Origin of the sequence: Sphingobium sp. JS3065, from assembly GCF_026427355.1 — a bacterium.
In the GTDB taxonomy this organism is placed as follows: domain Bacteria; phylum Pseudomonadota; class Alphaproteobacteria; order Sphingomonadales; family Sphingomonadaceae; genus Sphingobium.
On sequence record NZ_CP102664.1, the window covers coordinates 1,928,173 to 1,948,149 of the forward strand.

The following is a 19,977-nucleotide window of genomic DNA, read 5'->3' on the forward strand; positions in this document are numbered from 1 at the left end:
CCCTTTTTATTGCTCTCCCCCTCACCAGGTGACGATCTTCACACGCTGACCCGGCCGGAGCACGCTGCTGGCCGTCAAGGCGTTGATCGTCCGGAAACGGTCCGTCGCGTAATCCGCATAAGCCATCCGCTTGGCGAGCGACTGGACAGTGTCGCCAGCCTTTACGGTGACGACGTCGACCCTACGCGGCTTGATCGCAGCCGCCTCCTGCGGGGAAAGGCGCTGCACCGACTGGACCATGGCCGAAAAGGGGCCGAATCCCTGACCCGCCGCCGTCAGCAGCAGGAAATGATAGGCTTTCCCGCCACCGAAATCATAAGCGAAGACGGTCGCATCGACCTGGCTGGACTGGGTGCTGGCCCGGACGGTGCGCCAGGCCGCGGGAAGCCCGTTCACCGTGGTGCGGCGGACCTCGCCGGGCGGAACGCCGCCATTGCCGCCGCCCAGCTTCGCGAAGACCGAACCGATATAGGCGGACAGATCGCCATTATAGGCAGCGGCGCCGAACTGCGCCTGCCCGCCCGATCCCGCGACGGTCACGGCGCTTGCGCCATTTTCCATGCCGAAGCCCGAAGGCGCGGTGAAGCTCAGCTTCAAATCGGGATGACGGAAACGGTTGCCCTCGATCACGCCCTGTTTCGGATCGTCGCCGTATAATATGCCGTCCAAGGCATTCAGAAACGCATCCCGGTTGCGCACGGTGCCGGTCGACCCGCTGGCGGTGGCATTGCGCGCCGCCCGCCCGACGCGGGAGGCCGGATCGGGGTGCGTGCTGGCCCATTCCGGCACGGAGCGCGAACTGCCCGCGACCCTGGCGTCCAGGCTGCTCTGCGCCGCGAGGGAGGCCAGCATGGTCGAGAGAGCCTTGGGATCGTAGCCGCCCGAAGCGAGGTAACGAATGCCCAGATCGTCCGCCTCATATTCCTGGCTGCGGGAGAATTTGAGCGTCAGCAACTGGCTGCCCTGGCCGATCCCCTTTTGCAGCAGGCCGGTAAGCCCCGAATCGCCCAGCAGCGCGCCGGTCAGCACTTGGAGCAGCGTGCCGCCAATGGCGTTGCGTTGCGCCGCCTGCTGCCGCCGCTGGCCATGCTGGGCCGCGACATGGCCGATTTCATGGCCGAGCACGCCCGCAAGCTCCGCCTCGTCGTTCATCAGCGCCAAGAGCTGCCGCGTGACATAGACATAGCCGCCGGGAATGGCGAAGGCGTTGTTCACCGGTGAATTGAGCAGGGTGACGGTGAAATCCCCCTGCGCGTTGGACAGGCCGGACTGGACCGCGATCCGGCGGCCCACGCCCTCCACATATTTCGCCTGCGGTCCGGCATAGGCGCCGCTAAATTCGTTAAGAAGCTGGGGATGCTGCTTGGCGCCTGCTTCCTTTTCCTGCGGGCTGATCGACGAAACCGTGCGAATCGCCCGCTGCTGGCTGATCGCGGACGGCGCGGCGGCCAGGGCAATCAAGCCCAGCCCCGCATAAGCCAGAGATGATAAGTGCTTCACGCTACCCTCCTGCCTCCCCTGTTACCATGGCGTAACGAGGGATAGCAGCCGCAAGTTCCCCAAAACAGGGGGCTTATCGGTCACACGCCGATGGCGAGGAACTTGTCGGCGCGATCGGTGCGCAGCGCGTCGGCGCTCATGCCGGAAAGCGAATCCAGTTCCTGGCCGATGGCCGCGCCCAGACTGGCGATCGCCTGCACCGGCTCACGATGGGCGCCGCCGATCGGCTCCGGAACGATGCGGTCGATGACGCCCAGCGATTTCAGATGCTGCGCCGTGACCTGCATGGCGGTGGCGGCGTCGCTGGCCTTTTCCGCCGTGCGCCAGAGGATAGAGGCGCAGCCTTCGGGCGAGATCACCGAATAGACCGCATGTTCGAACATCAGCACGCGATTGGCCGCCGCCAACGCCACAGCGCCGCCAGAGCCGCCCTCCCCCACCACGGCGGCCACCATCGGCACGCCAAGGGCGAGGCATTGTTCGGTCGAGCGGGCGATGGCCTCCGCCTGTCCGCGTTCCTCCGCCTGCACGCCGGGGAAAGCGCCCGACGTATCGACCAGCGTCACCACCGGCAGGTCGAAACGGTCGGCAAGCTGCATCAGGCGGATCGCCTTGCGATAGCCCTCCGGCTTGGCCATGCCGAAATTGTGTCGGACGCGGCTGGCCGTATCGTCGCCCTTTTCATGGCCGATCACGACCACGCGCCGGTCGCCCAAAGTCGCGAAGCCGCCGATGATCGCCTGATCGTCCGAAAAGGCGCGGTCCCCGGCCAGGGGCATGAAATTGTCGAACATGCCCGCGACATAATCCTTGAAATGCGGGCGGTCGGGATGGCGCGCCACCTGCGTCTTCTGCCAGGGCGACAGCTTCGCATAGGTGTCGACCAGCATTTTCGCAGCGCGCTGCTCCAGCCTGTCGATCTCGCCGCTGATGTCGATGTCGCCCGCATTGGCGGTGGCGCGCAGTTCGATGATCCGCGCTTCCAGTTCCGCGATGGGCTTTTCGAATTCGAGAAAACTAACCATGGGGCATGGCGTTAGGGCGGAGAAACGTCGCCGTCAACGCGCCGATGCGTCATGCTGGCCAGTGGATGGCGGCTGTTGACCAGTTCGACCAGCCGGCGGCTGTCGACATGGGTATAGATTTGCGTGGTGCCGATGTCGGCATGGCCCAGCATGGACTGCAAGGCGCGCAGGTCCGCCCCGCCCTCCAGCAAATGGGTGGCGAAGGCGTGGCGCAGCACATGGGGGCTGACCCGTTCGGGCGCGATTCCGGCGGCGGCGGCCAGCGCCTTCACCATTTGGTAGAGGCGGATGCGGCTGACATGGCTCTTGCCGGAGGGGAAGAGCCAGGGGCTGTCGGCGGGCACATGGTGCAGCCAGGCGGCGACGGCGGCGCGGGCGCGGTCGGAAATCGGCACCAGCCGTTCGCGGGCGCCCTTGCCCTTCAGGATCAGGAAGGGCCGGTCGGACGCCAATGCGCGGCGCGGCAGCGACATCAATTCGGTCGCACGCAGGCCTGACCCGTAAAGCAATTCGATCAGCGCGGACAGGCGCAGGTCGAGCGGCGAAGGATGCTCTACATCCAGCTTTCCGGCGATCAGCGCGAACAGCGAATCCACCTCCTGCGTCGAGAGGATCTTGGGCAGCGAACGACGGGTCGCAGGACGCGGCAGGGCGGCGGAGGGATTGTCGGCCCGCAGCCCCTCCTCCTCCAGAAAGGCGTAGAAGGCGCGCAGGGCGGAGGATTTGCGCGCCACCGAGGAGGCGGCCAGTTCCGCCCAGGCCGTCGCCAGTTCGGCTATGCCCTCCTTGGTCGCACTGGCAAGGCCGCCGACAATCTCCCCCGCGCCCGTCAGATCGGCACGATAGGCCAACAGCGTGTTGCGGGATGCGCCCCGTTCGGCCGCCATCATCTCCAGAAATCGGTCGATGAGCGCGGCATCCTCGCCCATCAGAGCCGCGTCATCGCCTCTGCCGCGATCATCCGCGCTTCGGGGTCGAGGCCGACGCGATGCAGCGCTGCGACGATATGATAGAGGTGGAAGGCCGGCAGACGGTTCCAGTCGGCGGTCTGCATGCCGACCGCCGCCAGCAGCGCGACACTGGCCTTTTCGCCCCGCCCGGCGGCTGCGTCGATGGCGCGGGACCAGCGGCTGGCTGCTCCCAGGTTGAGGCCATTCTCCTGCGCCAGCGATACGGCGTCCTGCGCATCGATCCGGGAAAGCCCGGCCAGCGCCGCGATCAGCATCTGGGTCTTGCGCGCATCGGCCTGCTTGGCGAAGGAGGAGACGCGGCCCGAGCCGACCTGCACCACGGAACTGGGCGCGCCGACCGCCAGCAAGGCCCAGAGATCGCCCGCGCCGTCTCCATCCGCCTGCGCGGCAAGCCGCGCCCAGCGGGCGGCGCTGCGGTCGTAACCCGCCGTGAACATCGCCGCGACCAGATTGGCGGCATCGCGCGCGCCGAGTTCGGAAACCGGAAGCGCCGCCGCAGCCCGCGCCGTCGCGATCAGGCCGACGAAATCGGGCCGCGCTTCATTCTGCCACAGCGTCCGCATCGCTTGCAGCCGCTCATCAGTGCCCGCCCCCGAATAAGCCGTGCGCAGCGCGTCGATCCGGTCGGCCGCATTGGCGGGCACATCCCCGTCGGCCTGCAACTGGCTGTAGAAACCGATCAGCGCCTTGTTGGAAAAGACGCCCAGCCGCGCCGCCATTTCAGCGCCGGGCAGGCGACGGACAGCGGACAGCGCAGGCGCGCGCGCCTCCCAGGCGCGGACATGCGGTCCGACCGTGCCGTAAAGATCGTCGGGAATTTCGACATTGAGCGCCGTCGCCAGACCGAAGCGCCAGGCCGTCAGCCGGTCCACCGCATCCCATTCGATCTTCACCGAGCGGCGGGCGTTGAAACCGGTGCCGACCACCTTTTCCGCCAGGCGATAATCGATGCCGCGCACCACGCCGCGCCGCTGCGCCTGGTTGAGCGCGCCGCTGGCCGAACCCTGGTCCCCCGACAGCGCCGGGCAGATGGCGCGGGTCATGTCCCAGCCCGGCTCCTTGCTGAACCGCAGCGCCCCCGCCGACAGCGGACACAGCCCCGCCGGGTCCGCCGTGGCGAGATAGGTCTGCATGGCGATGGCGTAGAGGCGCGGCGTGAACCGGTCGGAATCGACGCTCTGCACCAGCAGGCGGGCGCTGTCCGCCTCCCCCATGCGCAGCAGCAGCCAGGCGCGTTCGGCCACCCAGTCGGCGCCGTCTATGTCGTGGGGCGTATCGGTGGCGGACAGCAGGGCGCGCCGCAGCAGGATGGACGCCCAGCGCGAGGTGATCGGCGCGTGCGTCTCCTTCATCAGGGCCGCGAGGAACTGGCCGGACTGCGCGCCGAAGGCGTTGGGCTCCAGCCCCAGACGTTCCGGCGTCAGCGGCCCCACCCGGTCGAGCGAGCGATGCGCATTTTCGGGAAGGTCGTATTTCGCCTTCTGCGCGGCGATTTCTTCTTCGGACGGCCCTTCCTCGGCGGCATTGGCGGCCAGATCGTCCGTCACCGCGAAGCTCGGCGGCTGGATGGGCTCGGCGGTCGCCGGTGCGGCGGGGGCCGACGGCCCCTGCGCTGGGCGGGCAGGCTGGGACGGTGCGGGAGCGGGCGTCGCGGGCGTGTCGCCAAAGCCGGGCGGCAGCAGGGATTCGGGCGCCTGCTGCGCGACGACCGGCAGCGCCAGCGCCAGCGCGAAGCTGCCCAGCGCCCATTTCGCGTTCACGCGCCGCTGCCCCATGCCGATTACTGACCCAGCTTTTCGGCGGGAATCACTTTTTCCACGCGGGCCTGGGGCTTTTCGCCGCCGCGCGACCAGAGCAGGGCGACGATCGCGACCAGCACGATGACCGCGATGATGGGAAGGATCGGCAGGGATGCTTTGCGACGGCGCGAGCTGCCTTCAAAACTGCTGTAGGAACGATTGCGCTTCATGAGTCCTGTTCTGGCCGGGTGGACATGGGGAAAGTTGCGATTTGCCTTGTCGGCGCGGGGTTGTATAGCCCCGCTCGCCATGCAGCGAAACAGCAAATCCGCCGAGGCGCAAGCGAAGCGCGGCCCCATCGTCCTGGTGGGGATGATGGGCGTCGGCAAATCGACCGTCGGGCGGCGGCTGGCGGCGCGGCTGGGCGTCGGTTTCGTGGATGCGGACGAGGAGATCGAAAAGGCCGCGGGCATGACGATCACCGAAATGTTCGACCGCTATGGCGAGGCCTATTTCCGCGATGGCGAGCGGCGCGTGATCGCCCGGTTGATGGACGGCGTGCCCAAGGTGATCGCGACTGGCGGCGGCGCCTTCATGCAGGAAGAGACGCGGGTGCTGATCCTGGAGAATGCGCTGGCGATCTGGCTGGACGCCGACATCGACACGCTGGTCGACCGGGTGTCGCGGCGCGAGGGACGCCCGCTGTTGAAGGGCAAGGATCCGCGGGCCGTGCTGACCGAACTGGCCGCCATCCGCAATCCGGTTTACGCGCTCTGCCCCATTCATGTGAAAAGCGCCGCCGCGCCGCATGATGTGGCGGTGGACAGCATCATGGAGCAGCTTTCCCAATGGCAATAGTCCGCGTCGCGCTGGATGCGCGCAGCTACGACATCGTGATCGAACAGGGGGCGCTGGACCGGGCGGGTTCCCATCTGGCGGGCTATGCGCGGAAAGGCCGTCTGGTGGTCGTGACCGACGCCCATGTCGCCAAGGCGCAGCTTCCCCGGCTGGAGGCCAGCCTGCGCGCCGCCCATGTCGCGGTCGAACCGGTGATCCTGCCGCCGGGCGAGCAGACCAAGAGCTGGCGTCATCTGGAGGAACTGCTCGACGCGCTGCTGGCGCTGGAGATCGAGCGGGGCGACCATGTGGTGGCGCTGGGCGGCGGGGTGATCGGGGATCTGGTGGGCTTTGCCGCGTCCATCCTGAAGCGCGGCTGCCATTTTATCCAGGTGCCGACGACGCTGCTGGCGCAGGTGGACAGTTCGGTCGGCGGCAAGACCGCGATCAATGCGCGGGCGGGCAAGAATCTGATCGGCAGCTTCTACCAGCCCGCCCTGGTGCTGATCGATCCTTCGACGCTGGATACGCTGCCGGTGCGCGAGACGCGGGCGGGCTATGCCGAGGTGGTGAAATATGGGCTGATCGACGATCCGGATTTCTTCGCCTGGTGCGAGGCGGAGGGGGACCGGTTGCTGTCGGGCGATGCGCAGGCGCGGGAATATGCCATCGAGCGCAGTGTGACCGCCAAGGCGAAGATCGTCGGAGAGGATGAGCGGGAAACATCCGGGCGGCGGGCTTTGCTGAATCTGGGGCATACTTTCGGCCATGCGCTGGAGGCCGACACCGGCTTTTCCGATCTTCTGCTTCACGGCGAAGGGGTTGCCGCGGGCATGGCCCTCGCCTTCCGCTATTCGGCGCGGCTTGGCTTGTGCCCGGCGGAGGAAGCCCAGCGGGTGACGGCGCATCTGAAAGCCGTCGGCCTGCCTCATGATCTTGCCAGCGCGCAGGTCACGGCGGACGGCGCGGCTCTGGTCGGGCATATGCTGCACGACAAGAAGATGGCGGCGGGCACCCTGCCCTTCCTGCTGGCGCGGGGGATCGGGCGGACTTTCCTGTCGAAGGATGTCGTGCTGGACGATGTGGCGGCGTTTCTGGATGAGGATCGGGCCCGGGCGGTTTGAGGGTGGTTAGGTGACTGGCGGCTATTGAAGGCGAGGGGATAATAGCTGACCGTCTGCGCTTTGGAGTCTAGAGCGATTTTCGATCTGATTGAATCAGATCGACCGCCCTATTCCTTTGTTTTAACGCGATTTCTTAAACATCAGATGATGCCATCTGACTGGAAATCGCTTTAGGGGCCAGTATGCGCATCTATGAAAATCGCCGTCGGCTTTTGGCGATCGGCCTCGGGGCCTTGGCCGGGTTCGTGGACGCTTTGGGCTTTCTGAAGCTACAGGGAATGTTCGTGTCATTCATGAGCGGGAATTCCACGCGAATGGCGGTCGGCGTTGCAACGCCCGTACATGGCAGCTTGTTTGCGGGCGCATTGATTGCGACGTTCGTTGCCGGAGTGATGGCCGGAACGGCTACCGGCGCGAAGGCCGGGCGGTGGAGAAAGCAATCCGTTCTGGCGCTTGTCTTATTGATGCTGACCTTGGCTGGTTTCGCGGAAACAGGCCTTGGGGGGTCGGTCGTATCCACATTATTGATGGCCAGCGCCATGGGCGCGGCAAACGCAACATTCCAAAGAGATGGCGAGGTGAGTGTCGGGGTCACCTACATGACCGGAACGCTGGTCAAATTTGGCCAGCATCTGACGATTGCGCTCTCAGGAGGACCAAGTTTTGCGTGGATGCCATATCTTCTGTTGTGGCTTGGCCTGATGGCAGGGGCGATGGCGGGAGCAATGGCATTTCCCATATTCGGGCTTCACGCATTGTGGATCGCGGTCGCATTTTCAGCAATGCTGCTCATGATGGCTGTGGCATTTGGGCCTTTGCCTGACCTGGAATGATGCGATGGGGCGCCTGTGGAGCGAATAACCCATCCGGCACAAAAAAGGGCGCCCTGAAGGCGCCCTTTCCATATTCTGCCCTGGAAGGCGTCGATTACTTCTTCAGCGTCAGGCCGCCGAAACGCTTGTTGAAGCGCGCCACCTGGCCGCCCTGCTCAAGCTGGCGGGTGCCGCCGGTCCAGGCCGGGTGCGACTTGGGATCGATGTCGAGCGCCAGCGTGTCGCCTTCCTTGCCCCAGGTCGAGCGGGTGCGGAAAGTCGAACCGTCGGTCATCTGGACGGTGATGAAGTGGTAATCGGGATGCGTATCGGCCTTCATGGGTGTGCTCCGTCTATGGGCCGGTTTCCGACCGGCCAGGATGCGTAAAACAAGCGAAGGCGCGCGGTTACATGGGAATGCGCGCAAAAGCAAGGGGGGAAGCCAAGCCTCCCCTGCCCCGGTCAATCCTTCGGCGGATCGGCGATCATCGCGACGAAATTGGCTTCCGCATGCAGCTTACCGTCGATCAGCGCCTTGCCGCTGAACTTGCAGACGGCGCCGCGCATCTGCACGACGTCGACATGCAGGTCGAGCAGGCAGCCAGGCTCCACCGGATTGCGGAATTTCACGGCGTCGATGCTCATGAAATAGACGAGCTTGCCCGAACCGGCGAGGTCGAGCGACTGTACCGTCAGCACACCTGCCGCCTGCGCCATCGCCTCCACGATCAGCACGCCCGGCATGATCGGACGGCCGGGGAAATGGCCCTGGAAGAAAGGCTCGTTGATCGACACGGCCTTGATCGCGTGGATCGATGTGTTGGGCACAATCGAAACCACGCGGTCAACCAGCAGCATCGGATAACGGTGCGGCAGCGACGCCATGACCCCCCGGATATCGAAGGGGCCGATGGCGCCGGACACGGCGTCAACCTGATCCGTCATCGAGCGATCAGCGCGACGTCGGCTGCTGAGACGGGTTGGCCGGAGCAGCGGCAGGCGCGGCAGCGGCCTGGCCCTGGCGGCCCGGCTGCCAACCGGCGGGCGGAACGATGCCGACGCTGGGCACCAGCGCGTTCAGTTCGGTCACGACCGACTGGGTGATGTCGACGGTCGGCTGGTAGGAGACGGTCGCGTCGGGCGACAGGATCAGGTCGACCTTCGCCTTGGTCATGGCGGACTTCAGCGCGTCCGACAGCTTGGCCGAAATCTGTTCTTCGACATAGGCGTTGGCGAGAGCGATCGGCTGGCCCAGGCGCTGCAATTCGGCCTGACCGTCCTGACCGGCCTTCTGATAGGCCTCATATTGGGTCTGGATCGCCGGGGTCGGCTTGTTGCCGGCTGCCTTCATCGCGGCTTCCAGGGCGGTGCCCTTCGCCTTCAGGTCGGCGTCGATGGCGTTCTTGCGCGCGGTGAAACCGTCGATCTGCGCCTTGTAGGTGGTCTGAATCTGGGTGCGCGCCGTGGAATAGGCGGAGCTGGTGGCGACGGCGCGCTGCAGGTCGACGACGGCGATGCCGACCTTCGACTGGGCGGCGGCCGGAACGCTGGACAGCGCCATGGCGGTCATCGGCGCGAGAACCAGCGCCGCAGCCTTGAAAATCGTCTTCATCAGAATTGAGTCCCTACGTTGAAGGTGATGAGTTTGGTGTCGTCCCCTGGTTCCTTGAGCAGGGCCTTGGCAATGTCGATGCGGAACGGGCCGAACGGCGAATTCCAGTTGACGCCAAAGCCGACGGACACGCGGGGTTTCAGCGTGTCGCCCAGATATTCTTCTTCAAACGGCCCGATGATGAGAGTGTGCGTGTTCTGCGTCGGGTCGGTGGCGTTGTCGCCCGGGCAGATCCCATCGCTCACTGCCGTCGTGCGCTGACCGGTGGAGATGTTGGCGCACACGCCGGGCGAATGACCGATGACCTGAGGATTGCGCAGACCGGCGACGGCCCCCGCATCAAGGAAGATGGACGGCCGCAGCCCCATTTCGCGAGCGCCCGAACCCAGCGGAATTTCCACCTCGGCCCGCGCCATATAATAGATGCGGCCACCCAGCGCGTCATCGCTGACATTGTTGTTACCGGACTGGCGTACATAATTGCCGTTCTCATCCTGGGTCAGGTACCAGCGCTTCACGCGGGGGCCGATGCCGCGAATGTTGAAGCCGCGTATCTGCGGTTCACCCAGGAAGAAACGGTCGGTCAGGCGGATCGGATCGACCAGCGCGCCGCTCGCATCGCGGCGGTCGCCTTCCAGGCTGTGGATATAGCCGCCCTCGCCCGAAATCGAGAAGATGAAGCCGCTGCCGAGCGGCCAAAATTTGGAGCCGTTCAGCCGCGTGCGCACATATTTGACGCTGCCGCCCAGACCCGCCAAATCCTGACTGAGAACGACATTATGGCCGCGCGTCGGGCGAATGCGGTTGTCGCGTGTGTCGTAGATCAACGAATAGCCGAGCGACGATGTCGTCCGCTTGCCGATGGCATCGCAAAGATAGCGCCCCGCCAGCAACGGATCGCATTGCTGCCCCAGCGGACCCGCACCGTCGGGATCGGAATAATAAGTATCCCTGTCCAGCGTCACATCGTCCAGGTTCAACGTGTAACGCAGCGCCAGCGACATATATTCGGTGATCGGCACGCCCGCCCGAAGCTGGAAGCCGGTCGTCGACTGTTCATAGGTGGTGTCGCGGTCGTTATTGTTCAGATAACGGAAGCTGTTGAGGTCGCGGCGATAGATGTCGCCGCCCAGCGCGATATTCCTGTCCATGAAATAAGGCTCCGTGAAGCCCACTTCCACCGACTTGGAATAAGCGGAATAGTTGACGCTGGTGCGCAGTTCCTGGCCCTTGCCGCGGAAGTTGCGCTGGGTGATCGAGGCCGAGACGATGAACCGCTCCAGCGAGGAGAAACCGGCCGAAAGCGACAGTTCGCCGGTCGATTTTTCCTGCACGTTGGTTTCCAGAATGATGCGGTCGGGCGCGGACCCCGGCTTCTGTTCGACATCCAGCTTTTCCTGGAAGAAGCCGAGCGAATTGATGCGGTCCTTCGAACGCTTCACCAGGAAGCTGTTGAAGGCATCGCCCTCCGCCAGGCGGAATTCGCGGCGCACCACCTTGTCCTGCGTCAGCGTGTTGCCGTTGATGTCCACCCGCTCGACGTAGACGCGCGGCGCGTTGGCGATGCGGAAATCGATCCCCATCGTCAGCGTGTCCTTGTCGCGGTTGAAGTCCGGCTGGACGTCCGCGAAGGCATAGCCGAACAGGCCCGCCGTCTCGCTCAGCGTGTCGACCGTGTCCTCGACCTGCTTGGCGTTGTACCATTGCCCCTTCTTCATCGGCAGCATCTTGGTCAGCGAATCGCCCGACAGGTCGCGAATGTCGCTGTTCACCTTGACGTCGCCGAATTTGTAACGCTGCCCTTCCTCCACCACATAGGTGATGATGAAGTCCTGCTTGTCCGGGGTCAGTTCCGCCACGGCCGAGATCACGCGGAAATCGGCATAGCCCTCCGTCAGGTAGAATTGGCGCAGCTTCTGCTGGTCATAGGCCAGGCGATCCGGATCGTAGCTGGTGCCGGAGGAGAAGATGCGGAACCAGCGCGACTGCTTAGTCACCATCTGGCCGCGCAGTTCGCCGTCCTTGAACTTCTCATTGCCGATGATGTTGATCTGGCGGACCTTGGATTTCGGTCCTTCGGAGATTTCGAAGACGATGTCGACGCGGTTCTGGTCGAGCTGCACCATCTTCGGTTCGACGGTGGCGGCGAAGCGGCCCTGGCGGCGATAGAGTTCGATGATGCGGGCGACGTCGGCGCGCACTTTCGACCTTGTATAAATCTGGCGCGGAGCCAGTTTTATTTCAGGACGAATCTTGTCTTCCTTGAGGCGCTTATTACCTTCAAGGACGATGCGGTTGATGACCGGGTTTTCCTTCACCTCGATGGTCAGCGCGCCATTGTCGTTGCGGATCTGGACGTCGGCGAACAGTTCCGTCTCGTAAAGGTCGCGCAGCGCCTGATCGAGCGATTCCTGGGTGAAGGACTGGCCGATCCGCAGCTTGGTGTAGGACAGCACTGTGTCCGGTTCCAGCCGCTGGATGCCGGTCACGGCGATGTTGCGGATCGTTGCGGCGGCGGGCGTAACCGCCGGAACGGGCGCGGGGGCTGCAGCAGGCGGGGCATCTTGCGCCAGCGCCGGCACCGCAGACATGCCCGCGATCATCGTGGTCGCCAACAGGGCCACGACGACCGGGCGCTGCCTGTTGTTGCTCATCATCGCTGTCACCCGCTCCACCTTCTACAAAAAAGCAACATGTCGTTTACACCGGGCCATTTCCGTTCACATCCGGAAAGACGACGCCAAATCGCGTCCTCCTGCCCGATACGGCTCAGCCGATCAAGCCGGACAGACGATCCCAGAGGCCGAAAGAGGATAAATCGTTGAACGTCACCAGCACCATCATCGCCAGCAGGACAGCCAGGCCCGAGCGATAAGCCCATTCCTGCACCTGCGGGCTGACCGGCCGCCGCTGTATCGCCTCCACCCCGTAAAACAGCAAATGGCCGCCATCCAGCATGGGGATTGGCAAGAGGTTGATGAACCCCAAATTAATCGAGATGAGCGCCATGAAGAAGACGAAGCTCTCCACCCCCAGCGTCGCCGCCTGACCCGAAACCTCCGCGATCTTGAGCGGCCCGCCCAGTTCCTTGACCGACCGGCCGCCGCCGACGATCTGGCCCAACGTCTCCACCATGGTGCGGATGATCTGCCCGGTCCGCTCGATCGCGACGACGGGCGCACGGACCAGGCTGACCGGTTCGATCACCGGATCGCCGGGCGCGATGCCCAGCCGGCCGATGCGGAATTTGTTGCCGAAGCCGTCATCCTCCTGGACCGCGCCGACCTTGCCCTGCCTTTCGAACAGCTTGCCCTTGCGGTCGATCACGATGGTCACGGGTTCGCCCGGACGAATCTGCGCGAACAGGCGAATGTCGTCGAAGGTCGTCATTTCCCGCCCGTTGAGTGAGACGATGCGGTCCCCCGCGACGATGCCCGCCGCAGCCGCCGCGCTGCCCGGCTGCACCTGTCCCGCGACGGCGGGGGTGCGGCTCTCGCCATGGACGAAGGCGAAGGTGGCGAGGATCAATATGGCGAAGAGGAAATTGATCGCCGGCCCAGCCGCGACAATGGCCGCGCGCTGCCACAGCGGCTTGGCCGGAAAGCTTTCCGCCCGTTCGGCGGCTGGCATTTCCAGCCAGCGCGGGTCGGTCTGGCTGGCGGCGTTCATGTCGCCCTTGAACCGCACATAGCCGCCCAGCGGCAGCGCGCCCAGACGCCAGCGGGTGCCGCGCCTGTCGGTCCATGCGGCGATTTCCGGGCCGAAGCCGATGGAAAAGGCCTCCGCCTTCACCCCGCACCAGCGGCCCACCAGATAATGGCCCAGCTCATGCACGAAGACGAGCGGTCCGATGACTGCGACAAAAGCGATGACAGTCAGCAGGAAACCGGGGTTGTGGATCAAGCGGTCAATCTTTCCATCACTTGTGCAGCCATATCGCGCGCCTCCGCATCCGCAGCCAGCACATCGTCGATCTGACGGGGCGCAGGCGCGCTATAGCGGTTCAGGACATCCTCCACAATCATGGCGATATCAAGGAAGCCGATGGCGCCTTTCAGGAAAGCGGCGACCGCGACCTCATTGGCGGCGTTCAATATGGCGGGGGCCGCCCCGCCCTGCCGCGCCGCCAGCCGCGTCAGGCGCAAGGCGGGGAAGCGCACCTCATCGGGCGCCTCGAAGTCCAGCCGGCCGATCCGGGCCAGGTCCAGCGGCTGGCAGGGGGTGGCGATCCGCTCCGGCCAGGCAAGCGCATGGGCGATGGGGATGCGCATGTCGGGCGAACCGAGCTGCGCCAGGGTGGAGCGGTCGCGGAATTCGACCATGGAATGAATGACCGATTGCGGATGGACGAGTATCTCGATCCGGTCGAGACCGATGGGGAAGAGATGCGCCGCCTCGATCAGTTCCAGCCCCTTGTTCATCATCGTGGCGCTGTCGACGCTGATCTTCGCGCCCATCGACCAGTTGGGATGGGCGACCGCCTGCGCCGGAGTGATGCCGCGCATCTCCTCCCGGCTGCGGGTGCGGAAGGGCCCGCCGCTGGCCGTCAGGGTGATTTTTGACACATCCTCCCACCGGCTTCCTGCAAGGCATTGGAATATCGCATTATGTTCGCTGTCGACGGGGAGCAGCGTGGCCCCCGACGCCGCAACCGCGTCCATCATCAGCGCGCCCGCCGACACCAGCGATTCCTTGTTGGCCAGCGCCACCGTGCCGCCCGCTTTCAGCGCCGCCATGGTCGGGCGCAGGCCCGCGCAGCCGACGATCGCCGCCATGCTCCAGTCGGCCCCGGCCTGCGCGGCGTCGACCAGCGCGACCTCTCCCGCCGCCGCCTCCACGCCGGAACCGCGCAGCGCGTCCTTCAACGCCTCATAATGCGCTTCGTTACCGATGACGGCGATCTTCGCATTGCTCTGCCGTGCCGCCGCGGCCAGGCCCGCCACATCGCTATGCGCGGTAAGCGCGACGACCCGATAGGCGTCGGGCTCGCGCTGGACCAGATCCAGCGTCGACATGCCGACCGATCCGGTCGCGCCAAAGATCGAAATCGTCTTCATCGGGCCTGCACCAGCAACATATAGCAGATCGCCGCCAGGGGCGCCGCCGCGACCACGCCGTCCAGCCGGTCCATCACCCCGCCATGGCCAGGCAGCAGCGTGCCGCTGTCCTTCACGCCCGCGCGGCGCTTCATCCAGCTTTCCAGCAGGTCGCCCAATTGCGCCGACACCGCCAGCACACCGCTGGCCCCCGCAAGCTGCACCGGCAATCCGGCGAAACGATGGAGCAGGAAGCCGACGAGCAGCGCCGCCAGCACGCCGCCCCCCAGGCCGGACCAGGTCTTGGACGGGCTGACGCGCGGGGCAAGCTTTGGCCCGCCGATGGAACGGCCCGCGAAATAAGCGCCGATGTCGGTCGCCCAGACCAGCCCCAGCGCCCAGAAGGTCAGCAGCAGGCCCTGAAGATTGGGCGCCTGTTCGCGCAGATACAGCAGCGCCATCACCGGCACGACGATATAAGGCACGCCCAGCGCCAGCTTCACGGACCGGCTGGTCAACGCGATGAAGAAGAAGGCCGCCGCCATCAGGCCGAAGGCCAGCCAGGACACGCCCGCCGCCACCGGGCAGAGGATCGCCAGCGGCACCGACACGGCGTACATCGCCAGCTTGCGGTTTTCCGGCGTGGCGCCGATCAGGGCGCCCCACTCCCCCTGCATCAGCACGCCGGCCACGACCAGCAGCAACCAGAAGAAGAAACCGCCGAAAAACAGCGCGCCCAGCGCCACCAATATAAGGATGACGCCAACGATCGCGCGGGTGCGAAGCTCGCTCGACATGCGTGTCACAAGCCGCCGAAACGGCGGTCCCTCAAGCGGAAGGCATCCAGCGCGGCGGCCAGGGCGCGCCCGTCGAAATCCGGCCACAGCATGTCGGTGAAATAAAGCTCCGCATAGGCCGCCTGCCACAGCATGAAATTGCTCAGCCGCTGCTCGCCCGATGTGCGGATAATCAGGTCGAGCGGCGGCAGATCGGCGGTGTAGAGCGCCGCGTCGACGTCACCGATGCCGATCTCCTCCGCCGCGATCTCGCCAGCGGCCACGCGGCGCGCCAAGGTCTGCGCCATTCGTACCAGTTCATCCTGCGCGCCATAGTTGAGCGCGATGGCGATGATCGGACCACTATTCCCGGCGGTTCGCGCCACCGCGCTTTCGATCAGGTCAACCAGCGACGGATCGAGCGCCTGATAATTGCCGACGATCCGCAGCCGCACGCCATTGGCATGGAATTCGTCCAGGTCGGATTGGATGAAATGGCGCAGCAGACCCATCAGGTCCGCCACTTCGCTCGCCGGGCGTTTCCAGTTTTCAGAGGAAAAGGCGTAGAGCGTCAGGCATTCCAGCCCCAGTTCCCGCGCCGCGCGGGCGACGCGGCGCACCGCCTCCACCCCGGCGCGGTGGCCGGCGATGCGCGGCAGGAATCGCTTCTTCGCCCAGCGGCCATTGCCATCCATGATGATGGCGACATGACGCGCGCCATGGGCTGGCGCGCCGCTGGTCAGATCGGGTTTGGCCTGGCTGGCCATCAGATGGTCGATTGCGCCATGGGGAAGGGCGGAAAGTCCCGGTTCACTGACCGAGAATTTCCTTCTCCTTCGCCGCCGTCACCGCGTCGATGTCCGCGATGGTGCTGTCGGTCAGCTTCTGGACCTCGGTTTCCAGGCGCTTGCGCTCGTCCTCGCTGATTTCGCCCTTCTTCTCGTCGACCTTGAGGCTGTCCATGCCGTCGCGGCGGACGTTGCGGACGGCGATGCGGGCGCCTTCGGCATATTTGCTGGCCAGCTTGGCCAATTCCTTGCGGCGTTCCTCGGTCAGGTCGGGGATCGGCAGGCGCAGCGTCTGGCCATCGACGATCGGGTTCAGGCCCAGGCCCGCCGAACGGATCGCCTTGTCGCAGGGACCGACATTGGTCTTGTCCCATACCTGCACCGACAGCATGCGCGGTTCGGGCGCGGAAACGGTCGCTACCTGGTTGAGCGGCATATGCGCGCCATAGACCTCTACCGTCACCGGATCGAGCAACTGGATATTGGCGCGGCCGGTGCGCAGGCCGGCAAGATCGCCCTTCAGCGATTCGACGGCGCCGTGCATGCGGCGTTCAAGGTCGGCCTTGTCATATTGAGCCATTTGTTTCAGCGCTCCTGATTTTGCACGATCGTCGCCACACCGTCACCGGCCAGCACCTTGGCCAGATTGCCGGTTTCGCGGATGTTGAACACGACGATGGGAATATTGTTTTCGCGGCAAAGGGCAATGGCGCTCGCGTCCATGACCTTCAGATTGTCGTTCAGCACGCGGTCGAAGCTGATCTCTTCATAGCGCGCGGCGTCCGGCACATTTTTCGGATCGGCATTGTAAATGCCGTCGACGCTGGTGCCCTTGAACAGCGCGTCGCAATTCATTTCCGCCGCGCGCAGCGCCGCCGTGGTGTCGGTGGTGAAATAGGGACTGCCGGTGCCCGCCGCGAAGATGACGATCCGGCCCTTCTCCATGTGCCGCACCGCCTTGCGCCGGATATAGGGTTCGCAGACCGACGCCATTGGAATGGCGGACTGGACGCGGGTGTCGTAGCCCAGCTTTTCCAGCGCATTCTGCACCGCCAGCGCGTTCATGACGGTGGCCAGCATGCCCATATAGTCGGCGCTCGTCCGGTCGAAGCCCTTGGCCGCGCCCGCCAGACCCCGGAAGATGTTGCCGCCGCCGACGACCACGCAGAGTTCAAAGCCTGCATCCTTGGCCGCCGCGATTTCGCCCGCGACACGGTTCACGGTTTCCGGCTCGATGCCGAACTGCCCCTGCCCCATCAGCACTTCGCCCGAGAGTTTCAACAAGATGCGCTTGAAGGCGGGTCGGGTCATGCCGGGCGATATTCCATTTATAAGCGTGCCCATTTTACCGGGCAAGGAAATGGCGCGCACCTTAGGCAGTGCGCGCCATTATGTGAAGCGGGGTTTTGGACCCCGAACTTCCTTAGCGTTCGCCCGCGCAATGTCGAGAAGCCTTAGCCTCCCGACGTCGCCCGAAGCGAACGACCTGACGGATCAGACGCCTGCGGCAGCAGCCACTTCAGCGGCGAAATCGCTCGTTTCCTTCTCGATGCCTTCACCGAGCTGGAAGCGGACATAGTTTTTCAGCGTGATCGACGCGCCTGCTTCCTTCGCGGCCTTGGCGACGACGTCGGCGACCGGAGTCTTGTTGTCCATCACGAAGAGCTGGCTGAGCAGAGCCTGCTCCTTGGCGAACTTGGCGACCGCGCCGTCGACCATCTTGGCGACGATTTCGGCGGGCTTGCCCGATTCGGCGGCCTTTTCGGCGGCGATGGCGCGCTCACGCTCCAGCAGGGCGGGATCAATGTCGGCGGCCGACAGCGCCAGCGGGAAGGCAGCGGCGATGTGCATCGCGATCTGCTTGCCCAGCGGCTCCAGCACGTCGGCAGGCGCGTCGCCTTCCAGCGCGACCAGAACGCCGATCTTGCCAAGGCCCGGAGCAGCCGCATTGTGGACGTAGGGAACGACCACGCCCTGGCTCACTTCGACCTGGCCGACGCGGCGCAGGGTCTGGTTCTCACCGATGGTGGCGATGTTGGCGACCAGCTTCTCGGCGACGGTGCCGCCCGACGGATAGGCGGCGTTCGACAGCGCGTCGGCGTCGGCAACCCCCGCTTCCAGCGCGATGGCCGAAACGGTGCGGACGAAATCCTGGAACTGGTCGTTCTTGGCGACGAAGTCGGTTTCGCTGTTCACTTCGACGGCAACGCCCTTGGTGCCCGCGACGGCGACGCCGACCAGACCCTCGGCAGCCGTGCGGCTCGACTTCTTCTGCGCGGCGGCCAGACCCTTGGCGCGCAGCCAGTCGGTCGCGGCCTCGATGTCGCCATTGGCTTCAGTGAGCGCCTTCTTGCAATCCATCATGCCCGCGCCCGAACGGTCGCGCAGTTCCTTGACGGCGGCAGCGGTAATTTCGGCCATGTTTCGGCTCCTAATGAGGTTCAATGGTTCAAATAAGCGCTAGGGCGCGTTCCGGTGGAGCGCGCCCTAGCCTGTCATTCTCGCAGTTCGAAGACCGCTATCAGGCCTGAGCGACGACCTCTTCGGCCTCTGGCTCGTCCAGAGCGCCCAGGTCGACGCCCGAAGCCTGCTGCGCACCACGGTTGCCCTTGGTGGCGGCGGCGGCGATGGCGTCGCAGTAGAGGCGGATCGCGCGGCTGGCGTCGTCATTCGCCGGAACCGGGAAGGCGATGCCGTCGGGCGAGACGTTCGAATCGAGGATCGCGACGACCGGGATGCCCAGCGTGTTGGCTTCCTTGATCGCCAGTTCTTCCTTGTTGGCGTCGATCACGAACATGACATCGGGGATGCCGTTCATGTCGCGGATGCCGCCCAGCGACAGTTCGAGCTTCTCGCGCTCGCGGGTCATCTGAAGGACTTCCTTCTTGGTGAAGCCGTGGGTGTCGCCCGACAGCTTCTCTTCCAGGGTCTTCAGACGCTTGATCGAGCCGGAAATGGTCTTCCAGTTGGTGAGCATGCCGCCCAGCCAGCGGTGGTTGACGAAATGCTGGCCCGACTTGCGGGCGGCTTCGGCGATGGGATCCTGCGCCTGGCGCTTGGTGCCGACGAACAGCACCTTGCCACCGGCGGCGACGGTCGCCGACACGAAGTCCAGCGCGCGGCTGAAGAGCGGCACGGTCTGCGACAGGTCGAGGATGTGGATGCCGTTGCGCTCGCCGAAGATGTACGGCTTCATGCGCGGATTCCAGCGGTGCGTCTGGTGGCCGAAATGGGCGCCGGCCTCGATCAATTGGTGCATGGTGACGACAGGTGCCGCCATAATAGTTCTCCTTCCGGTTTGACCTCTGGGAATCAGGAACTGAGCGTCACGCCGCAGCACCGGATATGTCGATTCCCATGTGGAATGGGCGCGCCTTTACCCGCGCAAGAAAGCCAATGCAAGGGGGTTGACTCTCCGTTCCGGATGGAACATAAGGAGAACATAGGGAACAAAAGGCGGATTTGCGCCGTTTGCTGGCCTATAGTGAACCAAGCCGTGCAAATGGCAAGACGGAAAGTGAGCTGCTTATGTTCGCACTGGTCGCAGCACTTGTTTTCATCGGATCGTTCCTGCTGGCCGCAGGCACCATCATCGGCATGTTCGCGCTGTATCACGACAAGATTGTCGCGGCGCTGACGTTTGAGCCGATCCCGCGGGAGGTGCCGGTCTATCGCTTGCGGATCAGCCGCCGCCGCGCCGCTCCTTCGAAACGGCCGGCTGCCCCCGCCTTCACTGCTGCCGTCTTGGCCGCCTGAG

Annotated in this window: 21 protein-coding genes; 4 read left to right on the forward strand and 17 right to left on the reverse strand. The window is 65.0% G+C overall.

What is annotated here, in order from left to right; genetic code table 11:
• Nucleotides 1–21: 21 nt before the first annotated feature.
• From NUH86_RS09215 to NUH86_RS09235, 5 genes are all read right to left on the reverse strand, one after another.
• On the reverse strand, nt 22–1,500 hold the full coding sequence (locus NUH86_RS09215; protein ID WP_267249224.1) for a M48 family metalloprotease: 1,479 nt from the start codon (nt 1,498–1,500) through the stop codon (nt 22–24).
• A gap of 80 nt (nt 1,501–1,580) precedes the next feature.
• Entirely contained in the window at nt 1,581–2,525 is a 945-nt protein-coding gene (locus tag NUH86_RS09220; RefSeq protein WP_267249225.1) for an acetyl-CoA carboxylase carboxyltransferase subunit alpha, read from the reverse strand.
• A gap of 11 nt (nt 2,526–2,536) precedes the next feature.
• Nucleotides 2,537–3,454 (reverse strand): tyrosine recombinase, encoded by a 918-nt coding sequence (locus NUH86_RS09225; protein ID WP_267249226.1) that lies wholly within the window; start codon nt 3,452–3,454, stop codon nt 2,537–2,539.
• Nucleotides 3,454–5,271, reverse strand: a complete 1,818-nt coding sequence (locus tag NUH86_RS09230; protein ID WP_267249227.1) for a hypothetical protein — start codon at nt 5,269–5,271, stop codon at nt 3,454–3,456. Before NUH86_RS09230 ends, NUH86_RS09225 begins: the two co-directional genes overlap by 1 nt.
• Before the next feature lie 5 nt (nt 5,272–5,276).
• A complete protein-coding gene (locus NUH86_RS09235) occupies nt 5,277–5,465 on the reverse strand; it encodes a hypothetical protein (RefSeq protein ID WP_267249228.1) in 189 nt (62 codons plus the stop codon).
• A 79-nt stretch (nt 5,466–5,544) separates the two neighbouring features.
• Here NUH86_RS09235 and NUH86_RS09240 point away from each other — a divergent pair, with 79 nt between their 5' ends.
• The 3 genes from NUH86_RS09240 to NUH86_RS09250 all read left to right on the forward strand — a co-directional run bounded on the left by NUH86_RS09240 (nt 5,545) and on the right by NUH86_RS09250 (nt 8,029).
• Nucleotides 5,545–6,093: a shikimate kinase gene (locus tag NUH86_RS09240; protein ID WP_267252081.1), complete on the forward strand. Its 549-nt coding sequence runs from the start codon at nt 5,545–5,547 to the stop codon at nt 6,091–6,093.
• The gene (gene aroB, locus NUH86_RS09245; protein ID WP_267249229.1) at nt 6,084–7,196 is read left to right on the forward strand and encodes a 3-dehydroquinate synthase; all 1,113 of its coding nucleotides are present in this window, start codon (nt 6,084–6,086) and stop codon (nt 7,194–7,196) included. Before NUH86_RS09240 ends, aroB begins: the two co-directional genes overlap by 10 nt.
• A gap of 182 nt (nt 7,197–7,378) precedes the next feature.
• Nucleotides 7,379–8,029 carry a YoaK family protein gene (locus NUH86_RS09250; protein ID WP_267249230.1) on the forward strand — a complete coding sequence of 217 codons (651 nt, stop codon included), beginning with the start codon at nt 7,379–7,381 and terminating at the stop codon, nt 8,027–8,029.
• 94 nt (nt 8,030–8,123) lie between these two features.
• Here NUH86_RS09250 and rpmE read toward each other — a convergent pair whose 3' ends face one another.
• From rpmE to rpsB, 12 genes are all read right to left on the reverse strand, one after another.
• Complete coding sequence (gene rpmE, locus NUH86_RS09255) at nt 8,124–8,348, reverse strand: 50S ribosomal protein L31 (RefSeq protein WP_013847278.1); 225 nt, start codon at nt 8,346–8,348, stop codon at nt 8,124–8,126.
• 122 nt (nt 8,349–8,470) lie between these two features.
• A complete protein-coding gene (gene fabZ / locus NUH86_RS09260) occupies nt 8,471–8,953 on the reverse strand; it encodes a 3-hydroxyacyl-ACP dehydratase FabZ (protein ID WP_267249231.1) in 483 nt (160 codons plus the stop codon).
• Nucleotides 8,954–8,960: 7 nt separating this feature from the next.
• Entirely contained in the window at nt 8,961–9,620 is a 660-nt protein-coding gene (locus tag NUH86_RS09265; protein WP_267249232.1) for an OmpH family outer membrane protein, read from the reverse strand.
• Nucleotides 9,620–12,277 (reverse strand): outer membrane protein assembly factor BamA, encoded by a 2,658-nt coding sequence (bamA, locus tag NUH86_RS09270; RefSeq protein WP_267249233.1) that lies wholly within the window; start codon nt 12,275–12,277, stop codon nt 9,620–9,622. Before bamA ends, NUH86_RS09265 begins: the two co-directional genes overlap by 1 nt.
• A gap of 112 nt (nt 12,278–12,389) precedes the next feature.
• Entirely contained in the window at nt 12,390–13,523 is a 1,134-nt protein-coding gene (rseP, locus tag NUH86_RS09275) for an RIP metalloprotease RseP (protein WP_267249234.1), read from the reverse strand.
• Nucleotides 13,520–14,677, reverse strand: a complete 1,158-nt coding sequence (locus tag NUH86_RS09280) for a 1-deoxy-D-xylulose-5-phosphate reductoisomerase (protein ID WP_267249235.1) — start codon at nt 14,675–14,677, stop codon at nt 13,520–13,522. The genes rseP and NUH86_RS09280 overlap by 4 nt, the downstream gene beginning before the upstream one ends.
• Entirely contained in the window at nt 14,674–15,453 is a 780-nt protein-coding gene (locus NUH86_RS09285; protein ID WP_267249236.1) for a phosphatidate cytidylyltransferase, read from the reverse strand. Before NUH86_RS09285 ends, NUH86_RS09280 begins: the two co-directional genes overlap by 4 nt.
• A gap of 5 nt (nt 15,454–15,458) precedes the next feature.
• The gene (locus tag NUH86_RS09290; protein ID WP_267249237.1) at nt 15,459–16,199 is read right to left on the reverse strand and encodes an isoprenyl transferase; all 741 of its coding nucleotides are present in this window, start codon (nt 16,197–16,199) and stop codon (nt 15,459–15,461) included.
• A gap of 43 nt (nt 16,200–16,242) precedes the next feature.
• Nucleotides 16,243–16,800 carry a ribosome recycling factor gene (gene frr, locus NUH86_RS09295; RefSeq protein ID WP_267249238.1) on the reverse strand — a complete coding sequence of 186 codons (558 nt, stop codon included), beginning with the start codon at nt 16,798–16,800 and terminating at the stop codon, nt 16,243–16,245.
• 5 nt (nt 16,801–16,805) lie between these two features.
• Nucleotides 16,806–17,531 (reverse strand): UMP kinase, encoded by a 726-nt coding sequence (gene pyrH, locus NUH86_RS09300; protein ID WP_267249239.1) that lies wholly within the window; start codon nt 17,529–17,531, stop codon nt 16,806–16,808.
• A 183-nt stretch (nt 17,532–17,714) separates the two neighbouring features.
• Nucleotides 17,715–18,641 (reverse strand): translation elongation factor Ts, encoded by a 927-nt coding sequence (gene tsf / locus NUH86_RS09305; RefSeq protein ID WP_267249240.1) that lies wholly within the window; start codon nt 18,639–18,641, stop codon nt 17,715–17,717.
• A gap of 100 nt (nt 18,642–18,741) precedes the next feature.
• Nucleotides 18,742–19,500 (reverse strand): 30S ribosomal protein S2, encoded by a 759-nt coding sequence (gene rpsB, locus NUH86_RS09310; protein WP_267249241.1) that lies wholly within the window; start codon nt 19,498–19,500, stop codon nt 18,742–18,744.
• 182 nt (nt 19,501–19,682) lie between these two features.
• Between rpsB and NUH86_RS09315 the strand changes: the two genes are divergently transcribed.
• Nucleotides 19,683–19,976 (forward strand): hypothetical protein, encoded by a 294-nt coding sequence (locus NUH86_RS09315; protein WP_267249242.1) that lies wholly within the window; start codon nt 19,683–19,685, stop codon nt 19,974–19,976.
• Nucleotide 19,977 lies beyond the last annotated feature (1 nt).

Excerpts from the sequence above, each read along its gene's own strand:
- NUH86_RS09220 (WP_267249225.1), bottom strand. The coding sequence starts at position 2,525 with ATGGTTAGTTTTCTCGAATTCGAAAAGCCCATCGCGGAACTGGAAGCG.
- NUH86_RS09225 (WP_267249226.1), bottom strand. The coding sequence starts at position 3,454 with ATGGGCGAGGATGCCGCGCTCATCGACCGATTTCTGGAGATGATGGCG.
- NUH86_RS09230 (WP_267249227.1), bottom strand. The coding sequence starts at position 5,271 with ATGGGGCAGCGGCGCGTGAACGCGAAATGGGCGCTGGGCAGCTTCGCG.
- NUH86_RS09235 (WP_267249228.1), bottom strand. The coding sequence starts at position 5,465 with ATGAAGCGCAATCGTTCCTACAGCAGTTTTGAAGGCAGCTCGCGCCGT.
- NUH86_RS09240 (WP_267252081.1), top strand. The coding sequence starts at position 5,545 with ATGCAGCGAAACAGCAAATCCGCCGAGGCGCAAGCGAAGCGCGGCCCC.
- aroB (WP_267249229.1), top strand. The coding sequence starts at position 6,084 with ATGGCAATAGTCCGCGTCGCGCTGGATGCGCGCAGCTACGACATCGTG.
- NUH86_RS09250 (WP_267249230.1), top strand. The coding sequence starts at position 7,379 with ATGCGCATCTATGAAAATCGCCGTCGGCTTTTGGCGATCGGCCTCGGG.
- rpmE (WP_013847278.1), bottom strand. The coding sequence starts at position 8,348 with ATGAAGGCCGATACGCATCCCGATTACCACTTCATCACCGTCCAGATG.
- fabZ (WP_267249231.1), bottom strand. The coding sequence starts at position 8,953 with ATGACGGATCAGGTTGACGCCGTGTCCGGCGCCATCGGCCCCTTCGAT.
- NUH86_RS09265 (WP_267249232.1), bottom strand. The coding sequence starts at position 9,620 with ATGAAGACGATTTTCAAGGCTGCGGCGCTGGTTCTCGCGCCGATGACC.
- bamA (WP_267249233.1), bottom strand. The coding sequence starts at position 12,277 with ATGATGAGCAACAACAGGCAGCGCCCGGTCGTCGTGGCCCTGTTGGCG.
- NUH86_RS09280 (WP_267249235.1), bottom strand. The coding sequence starts at position 14,677 with ATGAAGACGATTTCGATCTTTGGCGCGACCGGATCGGTCGGCATGTCG.
- NUH86_RS09285 (WP_267249236.1), bottom strand. The coding sequence starts at position 15,453 with ATGTCGAGCGAGCTTCGCACCCGCGCGATCGTTGGCGTCATCCTTATA.
- NUH86_RS09290 (WP_267249237.1), bottom strand. The coding sequence starts at position 16,199 with ATGGCCAGCCAGGCCAAACCCGATCTGACCAGCGGCGCGCCAGCCCAT.
- frr (WP_267249238.1), bottom strand. The coding sequence starts at position 16,800 with ATGGCTCAATATGACAAGGCCGACCTTGAACGCCGCATGCACGGCGCC.
- pyrH (WP_267249239.1), bottom strand. The coding sequence starts at position 17,531 with ATGACCCGACCCGCCTTCAAGCGCATCTTGTTGAAACTCTCGGGCGAA.
- tsf (WP_267249240.1), bottom strand. The coding sequence starts at position 18,641 with ATGGCCGAAATTACCGCTGCCGCCGTCAAGGAACTGCGCGACCGTTCG.
- rpsB (WP_267249241.1), bottom strand. The coding sequence starts at position 19,500 with ATGGCGGCACCTGTCGTCACCATGCACCAATTGATCGAGGCCGGCGCC.